Origin of the sequence: Neobacillus sp. PS2-9, assembly GCF_030915525.1 — a bacterium.
In the GTDB taxonomy this organism is placed as follows: domain Bacteria; phylum Bacillota; class Bacilli; order Bacillales; family Cytobacillaceae; genus Neobacillus.
Window position 1 is genome coordinate 2,988,944 of record NZ_CP133269.1, and the last position, 18,051, is coordinate 3,006,994.

General features: G+C 38.0%; 18 protein-coding genes. 4 read left to right on the forward strand and 14 right to left on the reverse strand.

What is annotated here, in order from left to right:
• Positions 1–38: 38 nt before the first annotated feature.
• The 8 genes from RCG25_RS15130 to RCG25_RS15165 all read right to left on the reverse strand — a co-directional run bounded on the left by RCG25_RS15130 (position 39) and on the right by RCG25_RS15165 (position 8,186).
• Positions 39–809 carry a TatD family hydrolase gene (locus RCG25_RS15130; protein WP_308079651.1) on the reverse strand — a complete coding sequence of 257 codons (771 nt, stop codon included), beginning with the start codon at positions 807–809 and terminating at the stop codon, positions 39–41.
• A gap of 86 nt (positions 810–895) precedes the next feature.
• Positions 896–1,102 (reverse strand): copper chaperone CopZ, encoded by a 207-nt coding sequence (copZ, locus tag RCG25_RS15135; protein WP_308079652.1) that lies wholly within the window; start codon positions 1,100–1,102, stop codon positions 896–898.
• Positions 1,103–1,114: 12 nt separating this feature from the next.
• The gene (locus tag RCG25_RS15140) at positions 1,115–1,459 is read right to left on the reverse strand and encodes a metal-sensitive transcriptional regulator (RefSeq protein ID WP_308079653.1); all 345 of its coding nucleotides are present in this window, start codon (positions 1,457–1,459) and stop codon (positions 1,115–1,117) included.
• A 97-nt stretch (positions 1,460–1,556) separates the two neighbouring features.
• Complete coding sequence (locus tag RCG25_RS15145; protein WP_308079654.1) at positions 1,557–2,366, reverse strand: DUF8832 domain-containing protein; 810 nt, start codon at positions 2,364–2,366, stop codon at positions 1,557–1,559.
• Between the two features lie 15 nt (positions 2,367–2,381).
• Complete coding sequence (locus RCG25_RS15150; RefSeq protein WP_308079655.1) at positions 2,382–4,811, reverse strand: heavy metal translocating P-type ATPase; 2,430 nt, start codon at positions 4,809–4,811, stop codon at positions 2,382–2,384.
• A 167-nt stretch (positions 4,812–4,978) separates the two neighbouring features.
• Positions 4,979–6,235: an SH3 domain-containing protein gene (locus RCG25_RS15155; RefSeq protein ID WP_308079656.1), complete on the reverse strand. Its 1,257-nt coding sequence runs from the start codon at positions 6,233–6,235 to the stop codon at positions 4,979–4,981.
• 178 nt (positions 6,236–6,413) lie between these two features.
• Complete coding sequence (locus RCG25_RS15160; protein WP_308079657.1) at positions 6,414–7,286, reverse strand: LysR family transcriptional regulator; 873 nt, start codon at positions 7,284–7,286, stop codon at positions 6,414–6,416.
• A gap of 135 nt (positions 7,287–7,421) precedes the next feature.
• Positions 7,422–8,186 (reverse strand): MBL fold metallo-hydrolase, encoded by a 765-nt coding sequence (locus RCG25_RS15165; RefSeq protein WP_308079658.1) that lies wholly within the window; start codon positions 8,184–8,186, stop codon positions 7,422–7,424.
• A gap of 215 nt (positions 8,187–8,401) precedes the next feature.
• Here RCG25_RS15165 and RCG25_RS15170 point away from each other — a divergent pair, with 215 nt between their 5' ends.
• On the forward strand, positions 8,402–8,854 hold the full coding sequence (locus tag RCG25_RS15170) for a DinB family protein (protein WP_308079659.1): 453 nt from the start codon (positions 8,402–8,404) through the stop codon (positions 8,852–8,854).
• Between the two features lie 317 nt (positions 8,855–9,171).
• Positions 9,172–9,690 (forward strand): DinB family protein, encoded by a 519-nt coding sequence (locus RCG25_RS15175; RefSeq protein WP_308079660.1) that lies wholly within the window; start codon positions 9,172–9,174, stop codon positions 9,688–9,690.
• Positions 9,691–9,741: 51 nt separating this feature from the next.
• Here the strand turns inward: RCG25_RS15175 and RCG25_RS15180 are convergent, their stop codons facing one another.
• Positions 9,742–10,503, reverse strand: coding sequence for an MBL fold metallo-hydrolase (locus RCG25_RS15180; protein WP_308079661.1), 762 nt, complete (start codon positions 10,501–10,503; stop codon positions 9,742–9,744).
• A 206-nt stretch (positions 10,504–10,709) separates the two neighbouring features.
• Between RCG25_RS15180 and RCG25_RS15185 the strand changes: the two genes are divergently transcribed.
• Entirely contained in the window at positions 10,710–11,852 is a 1,143-nt protein-coding gene (locus RCG25_RS15185; RefSeq protein ID WP_308079662.1) for a metallophosphoesterase, read from the forward strand.
• A 370-nt stretch (positions 11,853–12,222) separates the two neighbouring features.
• Here RCG25_RS15185 and RCG25_RS15190 read toward each other — a convergent pair whose 3' ends face one another.
• From RCG25_RS15190 to RCG25_RS15200, 3 genes are read right to left on the reverse strand one after another with little or no spacing between them, the layout of a single operon-like run.
• Positions 12,223–12,690 carry a CBS domain-containing protein gene (locus RCG25_RS15190; protein WP_308079663.1) on the reverse strand — a complete coding sequence of 156 codons (468 nt, stop codon included), beginning with the start codon at positions 12,688–12,690 and terminating at the stop codon, positions 12,223–12,225.
• A gap of 31 nt (positions 12,691–12,721) precedes the next feature.
• Entirely contained in the window at positions 12,722–13,456 is a 735-nt protein-coding gene (locus tag RCG25_RS15195) for a GTP pyrophosphokinase (protein ID WP_308079664.1), read from the reverse strand.
• A 36-nt stretch (positions 13,457–13,492) separates the two neighbouring features.
• Entirely contained in the window at positions 13,493–14,143 is a 651-nt protein-coding gene (locus RCG25_RS15200; protein ID WP_308079665.1) for a TetR/AcrR family transcriptional regulator, read from the reverse strand.
• A 303-nt stretch (positions 14,144–14,446) separates the two neighbouring features.
• Between RCG25_RS15200 and RCG25_RS15205 the strand changes: the two genes are divergently transcribed.
• Positions 14,447–14,608 carry a hypothetical protein gene (locus tag RCG25_RS15205; RefSeq protein ID WP_307288219.1) on the forward strand — a complete coding sequence of 54 codons (162 nt, stop codon included), beginning with the start codon at positions 14,447–14,449 and terminating at the stop codon, positions 14,606–14,608.
• A gap of 76 nt (positions 14,609–14,684) precedes the next feature.
• Here the strand turns inward: RCG25_RS15205 and RCG25_RS15210 are convergent, their stop codons facing one another.
• Both RCG25_RS15210 and RCG25_RS15215 read right to left on the reverse strand, forming a co-directional pair.
• On the reverse strand, positions 14,685–15,260 hold the full coding sequence (locus tag RCG25_RS15210; RefSeq protein ID WP_308079666.1) for a DNA-3-methyladenine glycosylase I: 576 nt from the start codon (positions 15,258–15,260) through the stop codon (positions 14,685–14,687).
• A gap of 308 nt (positions 15,261–15,568) precedes the next feature.
• Positions 15,569–17,872, reverse strand: a complete 2,304-nt coding sequence (locus RCG25_RS15215; RefSeq protein ID WP_308079667.1) for an alkaline phosphatase PhoX — start codon at positions 17,870–17,872, stop codon at positions 15,569–15,571.
• Positions 17,873–18,051 lie beyond the last annotated feature (179 nt).

Sequence of the window (18,051 nt, forward strand, 5' to 3'; positions counted from 1 at the left end):
AAAATGAGCCAATACAATCGAAAAATGGGCCATTCACCTTAAATCGAATAAAAATCTCTTGTGTTTTGCAGTAGGATGTCGGCAACTTCAGTTGGTTCACCTTTTTTTATAGAAGCGATTTTACTGATCGAATGTTGCATCATGATGGGATGAGTCATTTGTCCAAGAAATGGGCCTTTAAAGCGCCAAGGGCCATCTGTTTCGACCATCAGTCTCTCTATTGGTACCTTAGCAACTATATCTTGAATCTCTTCTTTGTACACAACATCCGGAGTAACCGAAATATAATATCCATTTCCTATCATTCTTGTTATCGTTTTGCTATCCCCTTTAAACCAATGAAAATGTGCTTTTAAGATTGAATGCTTTTCCAATAAATCACACACAACAGGTGCATCCTCATACACCGCATGGAGAACAACAGGTTTGTCATTTTTCTTGGCAAGTTGTATGAAAACCTCTACTAGTTCAACATATTGGTCAAACTGACTAGCATTTATTTTATTATCAAGCCGCAAGTAATAAGGAAGTCCTACCTCACCAATAGCAATCATTTCCTCCTTACGGGCATCAATCCACGAAAGGAGGTCGCTTTTTTCCTCATCTGTAGGAAGAGGCTGTTCTGGGTGAAAACCAAACGCCGGTTTCACCTTTGGGAAGGTTTGTGATAATTTGAGATTCCTTTTACACGATGTCAGATGATTCGAAACGGTAACCATTGCGTGAATCGATTGAGATTCGTCTAGTAAACTAGTTAATTCCTGATCACTATATTGATCTAAATGGATATGTGCATCTATCATCCTCATTATGTCCATCCCCTCTTTTGAAACTTCATTATTAAAATTATACAAAAAAGCACTCAGGTTATCATACCCAAGTGCTTTAACTCAACCTATTTTACATCATAGCCTTGATCATCAATAGTTTCCTTAATTGTGCTAAGTGTGACAACGCTAGAATCAAATTCAACATCCACCTGACCCTTATCAAGGTTAACAGCAACTTTCTTCACACCCTGAAGGCCGCCAACACTTCCTTCTACTGCTTTCACACAATGACCACAAGACATTCCGCTTACATTTAAAGTTACTTGTTCCATTATAAATTCCTCCTATTTTTTCATTAATTTTTGAATAGTTACTAGAACTTCATCTAGGACTTCGAAATCGCCTTCTTGGATTCGCTCCACTACGCAGCTTTTCATGTGGCCTTCCAACAAGATTTTGGCCACACTATTTAAGGCAGATTGAGTTGCAGAGATTTGGTTAATAACATCATCACAATACGTATCTTTTTCAATTAACCCTTTAATCCCGCGAATCTGACCCTCAATTCGATTTAATCTAGTCACCAGGTTATTTTTCACCTTGTCCGAATGGTGGCTTTTTCGATGACTTCCTTCATGATCACAACATGACTCCTCAACCTTCGCGTCCACCTCATGTTCATTGGCCATTTATACGCCTCCCTTTTTTGATTCATTATATCATACCCCCGTATGGTAATGCGACGGGCGTAAGTTGACAACTTTTCAAACTTATTAACTTATTCCCTTATTTGATTTCGATGACGTATGAAAACACTCTTACCTTTCCATCTTGTTTAAATTCAGCCCAAATTTTGTACATCCCGGGTTGATCAAACTGTGTTTCAAAGACTGGCTCGTTTTCATTCAGAGGGTGAACGTGCAGGTATTGGTCCGCTGTTTCATTTAAGATTACAACATGCCCTGCTGCACCTAGATAAGGTTCTAATGATGATTCATTCACTTTAAATGATAGTGTAACAGGTTTTTTTGCCTCAAAAGAACTTACTTCCATTTCCGATGTTTTTCCATCAATCGTTTTTACAAAAAATTGATCAGCATTAAGGTTTTTATGACTATGTGAGGATTGTTGTTTTCCTACTGTAAAAGCAACTGGAGTCACATGATAGTTTAGTTTTTCAGGCTTAATATCGATAAAAGCCTTATAGTCTCCATCCTTTAATTCTTGTGTTAATTCAAACCTACCTTCCCCTACCTTTTCGGGATGTAAGTGCAAATATTGATTTAAATGCTCATCAACTACAATCAAGTGGAGTAATTTCTCGTGGTTTACCTTTAGGTCATCCACTGGGTTGCCTTTTTCATCATTGAGGACGATGGTGATTTTTCCTTCATTATATACGAAAGTCGTTTTTACCTCACCCGCTTTGACTTCAGCCTCCTCATGTCCGTGACCATGCTCTTCCGCACTTGTAGATGCTTCATGAGTGTTCGTTTCACCATGATCAGCTTCTTTATTGAAATAAACGTCATAAACCGTGTAACCGCCAATGACAACCAGTAAATATACAATTGCAGATATTGCCCACTTTTTCATATCGTCGCTCCTTTCCTATTCCTGTTTATTTAATCGAACTCGTTGCAATCTGAGTGCATTTAATACAACGGACACGGAGCTAAACGCCATTGCTGCGCCAGCCAGCCATGGTGCTAAGAAACCAATAGCTGCAACTGGGATCCCCAGTGTGTTGTAACCAAACGCCCAGAATAGATTTTGTTTAATATTACGAATCGTCTTCTTACTCATGTCAATCGCATCAGAGATACTATTTAAATCGCCTCTCATTAAGGTAATGTCAGCTGCTTCCATGGCCACATCTGTCCCGGTTCCAATCGCCATGCCTATATCAGCGATAGCAAGTGCTGGTGCGTCATTGATTCCATCTCCCACCATCGCCACACGTTTTCCTTGCAACTGAAGCTTTTTCACTTCATCAGCTTTTCCCTCTGGTAATACTTCAGCTATCACTGCATCTACACCTACTTCATCCGCAATCGCTTTTGCAGTTCGGACATTATCACCTGTCATCATAATGACTTCAAGCCCCATATCCTTTAATTTTTTTATCGCAGCTTTCGAGGTTTCTTTTACCGTATCGGCAACAGCTACCATCCCAGCAAATTCCCTATTGATCGCCACAAGCATGGCTGTTTTCCCGTTTTCTTCGAGAGTCTCCATCTTGCTCTCAGCTGTTTGAAAGGGTATGGAGTATTTATTCATTAACTTACGTGTACCAATTAATAACTCCTTACCATTAACAGATGCTTTAATTCCGTATCCAGGGATAGCCTCAAACTCTTCGGTAGCTAATAAATCGATGCCTTTTTCTTTTATGCCATTAACAATTGCTTCTGCTAATGGGTGCTCAGATTGTTTCTCAGCAGAACCTACTAATTGTAAAAATGTCTTTTCTTCGAAATCGGCTGTAACGATGACATCTGTTAATTCTGGCTTTCCATTTGTTACTGTACCTGTCTTATCTAAAACAACCGTTGTAATCCGATGTGTTCTTTCCAGGTGCTCTCCGCCCTTAAATAAAATTCCAGCTTCAGCTGCCCGTCCAGAGCCCGCCATAATAGAGGTTGGTGTTGCCAAACCTAATGCACACGGACAAGCAATAACAAGAACGGCGATCAATTTTTCTAAGGCTTCAGCAAAGTTTCCAGGGCTTACCCAGAAAAACCAAACCAAAAAGGTCACAATGGCGATACCAACAACAATTGGCACAAAAATTCCAGATATTTGGTCTGCTAACCGTTGAATCGGTGCCTTAGACCCCTGGGCCTCTTCTACCACTTTAATAATTTGTGCCAGTGCAGTGTCTCTTCCAACCTTAGTTGCTTTTATTTTTAAAAACCCGTTTTTATTGATTGTAGCACCAATAACTGGATCTCCGATTGTTTTATCCGCAGGTACGCTTTCACCGGTAAGCATGGATTCGTCGAGTGCAGAACGTCCTTCAATAATTTCACCATCAACTGGAATCTTTTCACCAGGTTTCACAAGTATGATGTCACCCACCACTACCTCTTCAAGTGCAACTTCTATTTCTTTTCCATCCCTAATGACGGTTGCCGTCTTGGCTTGCAGTCCCATTAATTTCTTGATGGCTTCTGAGGAGCGTCCCTTTGCACGTGCCTCAAATAATTTCCCCAAAAGAATAAGGGTTATTAATACTGCACTTGTTTCAAAGTACAATTCATACATCATCTGGCCGGAACCAATAGCTGAAATAATGATATAGAGACTGTAAAAATAAGCAGCTGATGTTCCAAGGGCAACTAGCACATCCATGTTTGCACTTCCATTTCGAAGAGCCTTGTATGCACCAACATAAAACTGTCTACCAACAATGAACTGAACTGGTGTTGCGAGTGCCAATTGTACCCACGGATTCATCAGCATGTCAGGCAGATATATAAAGGACGTAAATTCAAAGTGATCGACCATTGCCCAAAATAACGGAAACGCAAGGATAAGTGAAAAGAGAAACTTCCCTTTTTGTTTTTCTATTTCTTTTTCACGATGGTTGACCGTATCTGCAGATTTTTCTTGCTTCACCTTTGCCTCGTAACCAATTTTCTCGACGCCTGTTATTATTTCTTGGATGGTAATTTGGGATTGATTAAACTCAACACTGGATGTTTCAAGTGCTAAATTAACGGTTGCTTTGTTGACTCCCTCAAGTTTGTTTAACCCCTTCTCAATTCTTGTAGCACAGGCCGCACAAGTCATTCCAATTATATCTAATTCCACTTTTTCTGATAAAACACCATAACCGAGATCATTCACTTTCTTTATCAAATCATTCACATTTGTTACAGCTGGATCATATTTTATGGATGCTTTTTCAAGAGCTAAGTTCACATTCGCTGTGTCTACCCCTTCAAGCTTATTTAAACCCTTCTCAATACGAATGGCACATGCAGCACAGGTCATCCCTGTTATGGGTAGTTGTGCTTCTTTTATTAAATCACTCATTTTCTTTCCTCCCATCTATTCAATCGTTAGATGATTTTTAGTTCCTTAATTTAACCTTATATTCTTATACTATACCCCCCTACCCTATAATGTCAACGAAAAATAATAAATTTTTTAAAAATAAAAATAGCCTCCATTGGGTTGGAGGCTACATTCATTCGTATGCTTTATTGAAGAGAACTTAACGTCAATGTTTGCCCCCTATTTCCTTCTAGTGTTAATGTTATTGTTTTTCCTTGCTGATGAAATAATTCATTTATCATGTTGCCCGTTGCTTTGGCTACATGCGTTTTTCCATCAGATGTGATAAAACGGAAGATACCCTGGGGGTCTATCCCTCCTATATGAGCTGTTACTATTAGTTGATTAGAATTAGGTGAAGTTGTACTAGGAATTTTGATTTCTTGTCCTATTTTCAACTTTGCTGGATCTACTGTTGGATTTTGTTCCTGGATTGATGAAACAGAGACTCCTAACAACTTACTAATTTTTGTAAAAGTATCTCCGACTTTAATCACATACACAGAGGTACTTGTATTTGTTTGTTCCTTACTAGTTAAATAGGCTTCACTAACAAACGCTATTTTTCCATTGAAATTAATCTTAGCCCAACCACTAACATTAGATATCACAGACACACTATCGTTTAATTTTAATGAACCTAATACCGCACTATTTGTAGAAGCTGCCTGTCTGACTCTCAACGATGAAGCAGTTACATACATGGTTGTTTTTGTTTGAGGATTAGTGGTTATACTAGATTGGTCTCCAGATGGTGCGCTGATTGTAAGATACTCAGCGCTCAAAAAACACACTCGTCCTTTAATAAGAATAGCCGCCCAGCCATTTTCAATGAATGAAACTTTAACAACAGCACCTTTTTGATATTGACCAATAATACTACTTGAAGTACTTGGTTGTGATCGAATATTTAGTTTGGTCGCGGTCACCGTTTGATTTTGCACTTTTGGTAATAATATTTTTTTCCCTTCAATGGAAGCCAGCCCATTGGCCTCTAATATTTCTTGTGCTGTTACTCCATGTGCAGCAGCAATATCCTCGATTCTTTCACCATTTTTAACCTGATAAGTGTATTCTTGTATAAATGTTGCATTCGCAGTAGTTGAAAAAATCCCGAGCATAACGGTAAAAATACCAGTTACTACAAGTTTTTTTACAGGACTGTTTTGAACCCATTTGCTCACCTTTGAAACATATGTATGTAAATTTATATGAATATCCTGAAGGAGTCCTTTTACATCAATTACATTTCGGATGTCAAAGTAATTTAAAGATTTATAGTAATCCCTTTTTTCCATCCTTGATGTAAAAATTGGTGGTTCAATTTTTGTTTTCTTTCTTTTTCCATAAGTTTCTGTTCTGATTAATGTCTGTTCACCATTAACAAATAATTCTGTAGTCATAATACACTTCTCCTATTTCCCTCTTAAGATGTAACTTTCTCCCCATAGTGTATTCGAGGAATGATGTGATTTTGTGTCCTCATTTCTTCCATAAATCCACTCTAGAGGTAAAAAAAATTACTATAGGATAAAAATAGGAGAAAAAAGGCACACTTCGTGATTGAACGTCGTGTACCTTTTACCTTTCAAATATACTTTCTTTTGAAAAAGCAATGATTGTTTTTGCGAGTTTTTTTGAAGATGGTTTATATAAAAGGTCTATGCTTCTCCCAATTTGTTTATCAGCAAATTCCATAATTAAAGCCGACTGGTCTTTGACATTTCTGGAAACCATTCTCGGCATAATGGAAGCCCCTAGCCCGCTCGAAACAAAGGCAACAATGGATTCATTTGTTTCTAATTCGATTCCCAGTTCATAATCAATTTTATTCTTTTTACAAAAATACTCAAAAAATGAACGAATGTCGCACGGATGCTTATGAATAATTAGTTGATTTTCCACAAATTCGGTTATTGAAAGTGGCGATACCCCCCTGCTAATCACTGACATCGGTAGGATCGCATCATATGGCTCCCAACATATATTCTCCATTACAAAATTCCGATTACTGACCACATCTTGAGCAAAAACAAAATCAGCCTGATTGTTTTCGACTAACCGCACCAATTCTTCAGTTGTATCCTTAATTAAAACCTCGATTTTATATTCTTCTCTTAACCTGTTCACCACGGCAGGAAGAAAATGTGTGCCAATGCTAGGAAGCGCTCCGATCTTAATGGTTTGTTTTTTTGCATATTGGTTCATTTCAGACGAAAGCTCTTCGGCAGCTTTTAATAATTCAATCCCTTTTTGGTACAAATGTTTACCTGCTTCGGTTAATTCTATTCCAGTCGTTTTCCTTAAAAACAGTTCACAATTTAACTCATTCTCAAGTTGAGTGATCTGTTTTGATAGCGCTGGTTGTGAGATAAATAGATTCCTTGCCGCTGTCGTAACACTACCTGCTTCTACCGTAGAAACAAAATATTTTAACTGAATTAATTTCACCATGGACATCAAATCCTCTTATTGATTTATTTATACATCCAATTTTTCCCTTAACTTCAGATTACATTAAAGAGGACCACATGTGAATGAAAATCACACTAAAAAGACCCCTTTTAATGAGGTCAATTGAGACAATATCTAAATAATTATCTGCTCATTTGTTTTCAGGAATGTTACTTCAACACCACGCAGATTGGCTTGCTTCATTAATCTTTCTTCAATATTTTCAGCTTCACTGTAATATGGAGGATTGTTAAAGGTGGAGTAATGAATAGGAATTAGCTTAGCACCTAATATTTTTGTTGCTTCTACTGCCTCTTCTGGGGTTAAGCATGCTGGTAATTGACTTTGTTCCTTTAACCCTACTACTTGTAAGATTGGACCATTGACTGGAAGACAGGCTGCATGAATAGGCCCATATTGATTCTCCATTCTCCACCAATATCCATGCCACTGGGTGTCCCCGCAATGTATGACAGTATGCTCTTCATCCTTAATGATCCAAGAGACTTGTGGGGAACCAAAGCCATCCACTGAATAGATAGCAATCATCTTTACATCCTTATAGCCGAACTCATCATTCGGATGAGCCCCCGCCACATGACGAAAACCAAGCTTCTTTACATAACCAACGGAATCCATTGGAACAAAGATTTTTACATTCTCACCAAAATGTTGAAGGACAGATTGATGATCAAAATGGTCTGGATGAACATGTGTTACCAAAATTACGTCTGGTTGCTCTATCGTTTCCAATGAAGCCAGTGGTTCCAAAGGATCACCAATTTTTGCAGCTAATGGTTTATCCTGTCCCTTAATGGGTCCACCTAATGGGTCCACAAGGACAGTTGTTTCATTTGTTTTTATTAAAATACTCGCCCATGATAATTTTTTTATTTCCATTTCGTTTACCCCCACTACAATATGATAGAAGTTCCACGGATCTTATTTAAACTTCTATCTTCATACTAACAAGATTTCGTTTAGCAAAGATAATACTTAAAAGTAATAACCCCATAACTATTCGTTATTACCGTATGACTAAAGAACATTACCTAGTACACCTAAAAACTGGTATTCTATGATTACAGTAAAAATAAATTTTGGGAGGTTTTTCTATGAATGTTGTCTCACAATTCGGCACCATCATTCCATTTCTAGAGGAAATAATTCAAGTGGAAGACGATCGTATTTTCTTCTCACCAATTAGTGAGGGAAAATGGTCATCAGCTGCCATCGTTGCCCATCTTTACCTTTGGGATCAATACATACAAAATTCTCGATTACCAATGATGTTAGCTGGTGATACTCTTCTATCTGGGCAAGTCGATGTCCAAGCGATTAACAATGATGCTCAAAATTTTGCTCATTCTGGTATAAGTAAAAATGACCTGATTGATCGGTTTATCACTAACCGGAAAAATCTACTCAAGGAGTTAGGAAAAGCTAATCTTCATACTACCTTTTCAATAGGAGAGAAATTATTCACCCTTGAAAGCTACTTGTTAGGTATGGTGGAACATGATGAACATCATATGAAGCAAATAAAAGAAGTTTACGAGCAAAGGTAATAAACAGATGTGAATGACTAAAAAAGGCTGTTGATTGAAGGTTCCAATCAACAGCCTTTTATCTTTTATTTTACTATTGACAATACGATGGAGGAGGGGTAATTTTTGTTGTGCAAGATGGTTACTACTCCACCTACCTGATTAAGTAATTGTTGCAACTATTAAAATAATACACTATGGTCATACATCTTTTTCCATATTTTTTCAGAATTAAGTACTAGGTTATAGGAACAAGTGATAAAATATAATTAAGTAGATAAGTTTGTTTTTATAAAGAGAATTTATTAAGAGGAACAATTATGTAAGGGGGGGTATTTTTGAGTAGTCTACATATTGAAAATCTGTCAGATACTAGAAATAGACTGTTAGATGAAATAAGTTTACTAGGTTATGATGAGTTTAACAAAAATCCTAATCCTACTATGTGGAGTATTGCTCAAGTTAGTCACCACTTATTTTTAACGGAAAAGGCATTTACACGTGCTATCGAATATGGACTAAAACAAATACCTACCAATCAGGTAAAACGAAAAAACCTCCATCATGCGTTGGATCGAACGAAGAAGATTGAGGCTCCAGAAATAGTTAAACCAAATTTGGAACCAATTGATGTTCTAGAAGTAATTGATTTATTAAATGATTCGAGAAACTATTTGTTAACTGTTCTTAAGACAGTAAAAGACATGTCAATCTTGGAGGAAAGATCAGTTGTTCATCCTGTCTTTGGTGAATTGCCTTTAGACCAATGGGTTGAACTAATATATTTACATGAACAACGGCATATTGACCAAATTAAAGAAATAAAATATCTTTTAGGCCTCAACGTGAATAGTTAAGAAGAAGCTTGGCGGACAACTGCCAAGCTTTTCTACTATCATAAATCTAAGCTAGAAATTTAGTATCCTTCCATCATCAGGAACGGATATATCTGACAGCTGATTGGTTTCGATATATTGCCTTAGGTCCCGTCTGGTTAACAAACAATGATTCCATGATTCCATGTGGACCACTACTATTTTTGAAGAAGGGCTTGCTCTATGAACCTTTTCAATGTCCATTACCCCCATCGTTATTGGGTCTCCCGTTAAGTATTGTGCTTCCCCTCCATTTAGTACAATAACTCGCGGCGAATAATTTGAAATTGCTTCCTCTACTTCCGAACACCAGATGGTATCCCCTGCCACGTAGAGAACAGGCTCATTTTCCGCTTGTAAAACAAACCCTGACACTGGGCCCATAAGTTTCCCTAGTTCACCCGTCCCATGTTGTCCGCCGGTTCTTTTGAATTGAATTCCTCTCCATACTGTTTCGTGCTCCACACTCCTCACATCTTTAAATCCTAGACTAATCAGTTTTTCTTCGTCCTCTTGCTGGCAAAGTACGGGGAGGTCTTTCGGCAGTAATTCGATGGCTCGATCGTCTAAATGGTCCCGGTGTGAATGGGTGATGATTATTGCGTTTATTTCACTTACCATTTCTTCTACCGGTATTGGCAGATCAACTAAAGGATTTTTGAATTCATTGGCTGCATTTGCGACGGGTGCAAGTGTACTCTTTGAACTAAACATAGGGTCAACTAGTATCGTCTGCCCATTAAACTGGAGTTTGATCGTTGCATGCCTGATTAATTGAATGTTCAAGGTATTCATTCATTCCTTCCTGTATTGGTTTCTATAAGAATAGAATATAGTGAAGAATCAAAAATAGGAAATAGATAAAACTTATATATTCATAACTAAAAGTTATAGTATGGAATGCCACAGTGGTGTTTTGTTGACAGTGTTTTGTTGACAGTGTTTTCTCTACATGCAATACTTGAACTACTATTCATGTTTTATATCGAAGGAGCTGTCATATGAAACCACGCTATATTATAAATTTCCTGCTTATGATTGTTGTTTATTCTGCTTTAACCTTCTACATTGGCTGGAACGGTTGGTTGTGGCTCCATTCCTCCTTTGGACTTGAGACAAAATGGACCTATGGGATCCTTATTGGACTTATATCTTTTTCCTACATTATTGGTCATTTCCTAAAAAGCTTGCCGATATTTAAAATGATTGGATCCTATTGGTTTGGAGTTCTCCAATATGCAATTTTGCTCCTTCCTATTGCTAATTTGATTGCATTGGTATTAGTATTTTTCGGACTTCCTAAGACAACGGTGGTCATTTGGATAGGCGGGATTGTACTGGCTGCCTTTATCGTCCTATTCATTGTTGGTTCGTTCAATGCCTATAGCCCTGTTGTACGGAAATTCTCCATTACAATCCCGAAACAAGGTCAATCTCGGTCTCATCTTAAAATTGCCATGGCTTCTGATATGCACTTTGGCAGACTATCGGGCCCAGCCCATGCACGCCGGCTCGTTCGGGAAGTGAATGCCCTTCAGCCAGATATTATTTTGTTGCCAGGTGATATTATTGATGATGATCCTGAGCCATTTATCAAGAAGAACATGGGAAAAATTATGAGCGGTTTATCAGCACCACTAGGTATTTTTGGTGTTCTAGGTAATCATGAATATTATGGAGGCGGGATACCGAAGTACCTGCAGGAAATGAAACAAAACGAAATCACCATCTTAATGGATGAGGTCGTCAAGATTGCAGATAGTTTTTATTTGGTAGGTAGGAAGGATAAGACCGATAGCAACAGAATGCCGATTGACAACCTACTCACTGATATTGACCATTCCCTGCCAATTATTATGATGGACCATCAACCTGCTGAGGTGAAGCAAGCGGCTCAGAATCAGGTGGACCTGCTTCTCTCAGGTCATACCCACAGAGGGCAAATGGCACCGAATCACTTGATTACCCGTAGAATGTTTGAAGTAGACTGGGGTTATCTCCAAAGAGAACAGCTTCATACCATCGTCTCATCGGGCTATGGCTTTTGGGGTCCGCCCCTACGTATAGGCAGCCGTTCAGAAGTTATAGAAATAGATGTAACGTTTAAGGATGTTGCAGAAGCTTTTAATAGCAAAATAAATTAATACTAAAACTCCCAGCATAATTCTGCTGGGAGTTTTTTGCTTTGTATTTATTTTGGTAAAATATTCAAGAAAAGACTCACTATCCTGATATATAGCTATGTCTATAGGACAAAATAAACGTAGAGCCTATCAATTCAAACTTTTTTCAAAAAAAAGTAGAGGTAAAACCCTTCTATTTCTACTTTCCATCCGTTTCTTTAACAAAAAGCATACGTAGGGACATTCTACTTCTACTTTTCATCCTTTTCTTTAACAGAAAGTATACGTCTACGCTTTAACAAAAAGTATACGTAGAACCCTTCTACTTCTACATTTATCAAAGTCCTAAAGTAAAAAGGAAATCTAGCCGCATGCTAGGTAAAAAAACTCCTTATTCCATGTTTTTGACTATAGTTTGCTGGATGTTTCTAATCACATCGCCTCGACTGATTACCCCGACCACATGGTTGGTTTCATCAATAACAGGAAGTTTCTTAAAGTGGTGCTTAGATAAAAGTGTTATCACGGTTTTCATATCATCATTTGGATTCACGGACACGATTCCTTTGGTCTTTGCAATTCGAATGATTTCCACTTTAGCCATCTCATCCAAGCGCTCTTCCAAATCTTCTTCTGCAATATAAGTGATAAAACTGAAGTAATCCTGGATTCTGCGGTCAATAGGCTTAATCGCCCGCAAAATATCCCCATCGGTTACAATGCCTGAAAGCTTGCCATTTTCGTCCACAATCGGAACCCCGCCAATTTTCTTCTCAACAAACGTTGTCATTACGTCCTTAATGGAACTATTCGGTCTAACTGAAATAACATCCCTCACCATGAAATCTCTGACCTTCATATTCGTCACCGCTTTCAATAGATAATTTTTATTATTTGCTTTTTTGTAAAATTGTTTCTAAAAATGTAATATCGAATTTACCTTTATCAATCAGAAGATGCTTTTCTTGTTCCTCATCTGCCTTCTTAATTTCAGAAATTTCTCTATGGAGTTGTTCCATTTTCCGGTCCAATTGCGTTGCCATAATGGCTGCATCTTTTAGTTCCGTGATCATGTGTTTTGGAATTTCTTTATTGTATTTATAATACATTTTGTGTTCTAGACTTGCCCAAAAATCCATGGCAATGGTACGAATTTGGACTTCAACATACGTGAACTCCTCACGATCTGACATGAAGATCGGAATTTCTAGTATGAGATGAAGACTTTGGTAACCATTCGGTTTAGGATTTTTAATATAGTCCTTTGTTTCAACCACCCGGATATCCTTTTGGTTTGCAATCATTGTATATAATTCATAAATGTCGGAACTAAACGAACAAGTAATACGGATCCCAGCGATATCTTTTACATTTTCTTTAATAGATTGAAGGGTAAAGTCAAGACCCTTTCGATACACTTTTTTCAATATACTTTCAGGTGACTTCAATCGTGATTTCACATGTTCTATTGGATTATAATCATGAATATAATTAAACTCATCTTTTAAGATATTAATTTTTGTATTCATTTCATCTAAGGCAAACTTAAATGCCATCATGAATCGAGTTAATTCAACCTTTATTGCCTTCAATTCTTTTAAATCAATACCTTGTCCAATTGCCAAACGATAACTTCCTCTCTGAAGATGAATTAATCAGTATTATTCCATCGTATGATTGGTTCCCAACCGTTCCAAAGTCTCAGGGGGAAAAATCATCCTACAGATGACCTTAGCTATATTTGGATAATTTGCCTTTTTCCCTGTTTGACGCTCTTTTTCGTATCCATTCTCCACTAGTACCATGATGGCCCAAGAGACTGTTTCCAGGTCCAAGTCCTTCCATGTTAATCCTTTTTCTTGAGCTTGATTTAATCCTAAATGAATTCTGTTAAGGACCTTCCTCTTTGCCGTCACTATCACCTCAGAAAGCTCTAAGTCTTTAAGTAGCAGTTCAGGCAAGACCCGGTTGAGCCCTAATTCACTTAACCGCTTATAATGCGCCTCCAGAGTTGTCGCTAATACCTCTTCTGGATTGCAAGAAGCCAAGCTCGGTTCAGGCGGGAGAATCCTATCTAATTTATCTTCTAACAATGATAACAGCAGCTGTCGTTTATCTGAAAAATAACGATAAAAAGTCCCGGTGGCTACTCCTGCATGGGCGGCAATTTCTTTTGCCGTAGTTTGTTCGTACCCTTTTGAAATGAACAATGCATGTCCACTTTCAAGCAACGCATTTCTCTTTTGCTGGGCACGTTCCTGCTTTGGAATAAATGGGAACTCACCAACTTGAATGTCTTCATGCTCAGACATTTTATCACCTCATGAATATCATACCACTTTTTTAAAATTTGAACCATAGTTCATGTTTTTGTTGACAGGTTTTCACTAGCATGCAATACTTGAACTAAGGTTCATGTTATAACTTTTTCATTGTTTCACACCCCTTTTATAATGAAAAGGATTGTAACATAACCTACTCCTTTGCATTTTTTTTAAAAATAATTTTCTAAAGCAGGAGTTCTTCATTTTTTTTCGAATTATTTATAGTATCTTTATCACGATTTATCGTTTTTTTTCATATATTTTACCAACTATCGGAAGGTGTTGATTAATTTGGCCAATCAATCTGAATCAAAAAAAATCTCTGTTAATTCAACAATCTCTTTAAAGGGGATTGTAAAAGCCATTTTCAACGATACCGTACATGTCCAAATTGGCGGGAAGATTATTCCGATCCCTGCCTCAGATTTCCTAGTGGAGAAACCATCCAAGTAATTGTTACGATTTTTTCAACTTTTCATTTTACACACAGAAAAGCGATGCCTCTTTCATAAGAGAGCATCGCTTTTTTTTAGGATTTTGTAACCGGAACGGCTTTTTGGTAGCAATCACATGTAATTATATGGTCGTTAACCATTCCTGTTGCTTGCATGAACGCATAACAAATAGTCGATCCCACAAATTTAAATCCGCGTTTCTTTAAGTCCTTACTTAACTTATCGCTGATTTCGGTTGTTGCGGGGACCTCAGATAAATCTTTGAAATGATTTTGAATCGGTTTCCCATTGACAAAGGACCAAATATATTCCCGGAAGGAGCCGAACTCCTCTTTTACCTTCAAATATGCCCGCGCATTGGTTATAACAGCATTAATTTTTAGCTTGTTGCGAACAATTCCTTCATTATGTAAAAGCTCTTCGATTTTCTTATCATCGTAACGGATAACTTTTTCTGCATCAAATTGATCAAATGCTTTTCGATAATTCTCCCGTTTCTTTAAAATCGTATACCAACTAAGCCCTGCTTGAGCTCCTTCGAGATTTAAGTATTCAAACAATAATTGGTCATCATAAACCGGAACACCCCATTCATGGTCATGATAGTCAATATATAACGGATCCTGATTCACCCAACCGCACCTATTCATTATTACCCCTCCCTTTTTTATTTTGGCTCTTTTTAAATTGTCTGTTGATTTCCGTTCCAGGCGCTTCGCTTTCCGCGGGGCGTTCCGGGAGCCTCCTCGTCGCTCACTCCTGCGGGGTCTCCCGTGACCGCTACTCCCGCAGGAGTCTTCGCGCCTTCCACTCCAATCAACAGGTGTGTAAAATCAACATAATGCTTTAACATAGCCTTTATTTTAGTATATCAGAAACCATCACCAAGAACAAATGTTCTGTTTCGTGCATAAAAAAAAGTGGAATCCATATATTCGATTCCACCTTTTTATTGCACTTATCGTACCCATTCACCATGTTGGTTCACTTTGTAACCGTTAATAGTAGTATTAACAGCCATACTGCCATCTGTATTTAGATAGTACCATTTGTTTGCTGATTTAACCCAGCCTGTTTTCATTTCACCAGATTCTTCAAGATAGTACCACTTGTTTCCTGTCTTAACCCAGCCCGTTTTCATTTCACCGGATTCTGTAAGGTAGTACCACTTGTTCCCTGTTTTTACCCAACCAGTTTTCATTTCACCGGATTGTGCGAGGTAATACCACTTGTTCCCTGTCTTTACCCAACCAGTCTTCATTTCACCAGCTGCTTCGAGGTAGTACCATTTTGCACGATCTTTTACCCAACCCGTTTGTAGATCACCATTTTCATTGTGGAAATACCATTTTCCATCCTTTAAATTCCAGCCAACATGTTTCCCGTTTAACTGTGGTAAACCAGCAATATAGCCTACTCCACCTTTTTTGTCGATTCCAATTCCTGCTTCAATTGCCTGCTCTAGCTCTTCCTTATTCACAGCTGTACCTTGGAAGTTCTCGAGCTCATCACCTGGGTGCTGATAGTTGCTCAATACATAGGAGAAGCCATTGAAGTTATCAAGGACACGTAATCCTGTGGCTTCTGCTCCCACTGGAACAGATAACACACGAGATAGCTCCTTTGTATCCACATTATAAGCCCATACAAAGTTGTTCGTATGCTCCCCGCCATCTTCACCGATAAATAATGTTCTCATTTTTTCAGAATAGCTCAGGTTATCAGGCTTGGAAATTTTGTCAGGATTCGCTTTATTTCCGTATGCATCTGGTGCAGCTAAGTCTTCCCCTACAACCAGTGCTTTCATATCAGAAGCCGCGTATTCACTGTTGATTTCGTTACCATCCTTGTCTTTTAAACCACCAGTTAAATTAAGTTCATATGTTCCACCTGCATTGATTTTATTTAAATGAACATCATCTACAGGATCCACATGGGTTGTATCTTCCAGCATAGCTTTACCAATTTCAGAGATTGCCATATATACTTTTTTATCTTTTGCGTTAACTGTGATACCTTCCATTTTACGGAACTCTGCCGTCGCACCCTTTAAAGCTGCGTATCTACGAGATTCTAAGAACGCTGCTGCTTTTTCCATGCCAGGCTTTAATTTGATGTATTCCGTTTTTCCACCGCTTGAATCTGTTTTGATTGCTGTAAACCCTTCAGTTGGCTCACTTGCTGTTTCAAAGATGTCACTGAACTTTGTTCCCTTGTCGATAATCGCTCTAACTTCGTCATCTGTTGCATGTCCTAGCTTCACCCACTCAAGGTCACCAGATCCACCATTTTCTGCACTTGTTTGAACGAATTTGGCTGCATATAGAGTTCCGGCAGATAAGTCTTTTTCTTTATCGGCCACATACATAAACGTTACGGTATAGTTTCCATCATCACCGAAGAATGCTGTCTTATTATCAGGCATCACTGTCATTATTTCATGTGAAAAACGACCGGCACTATAGTGTTTAACGACACTAGTATCACCATTCGGTTTGACAGTTACTTCTGGAATAAAACCATAATTATAAGGATTTGCTTTTGATTCATCCCCAAAGTAAAGCTTTGCAAAACCTTTAACATTCGTAGAATCTTTATCTGTTCCGGTTTCTGCCTCGAATTGAAGAGCATTTGGTTCATATTCCTCTGATCCTAAATGAGTTCCCCAAGGTGAGGTTGAGCCATTACATGGAATCCATAAGCCATTTACGCTTGAGAAATCAATCTTTTTAGCATCCTTAACAGATAATTCTCCAGTCCTTTTATCTTGGTTTAGGTGTGTTAGTGTCATGGATGCAGGAACCACACCATACGCTGATTTACCAGCGTTATCTATTGAATCATATTCAAAATGAGATACCATAAATAGATTCCCGCCTACATTCATTAAGCTATTCGAGTCTGGCGCATCTGAAATATAATAGGATTCCTGACCAGGGACACTCTTGTCTACGATTGGATTTCCATTCACATCAATAGGTGTTCCCGCAGGAATTTTTTCACCGTTGTTTGTTACAATCTTTTCATCTGAAAGGAATAATTGTTTATAGGTAAGAGGGAAATTTTTTGTTTTTCCGTCGCTGTAGGTTACGTCCATTGAAGCACTAGTATATGTTTTCACCATATCTTCAATGGAAGCTGGTGCCTTCATTGAATTGAATTTAAATGAATCAATGGAAATATCTTTACCTGCAGCCGCCGCAGGTGTTACTGCTGGTATCATTAATCCTAGAGCTAGTGCAACTGTTAATCTCTTTTTCATAATTTTTACCCTCCAAGTGTGTTAATTACTACTACTCTATTAAAACGCAACACTATTAAGGGGAGATTAAACGAATGTTGAGATATCATTAATTAATGTAAATTCACCTTAACAAAAGCAGCGTCGCGTCTTATTAGGTAATTATTTTCCTACAATTGTTATGAGTTTTTTTCCTAGAC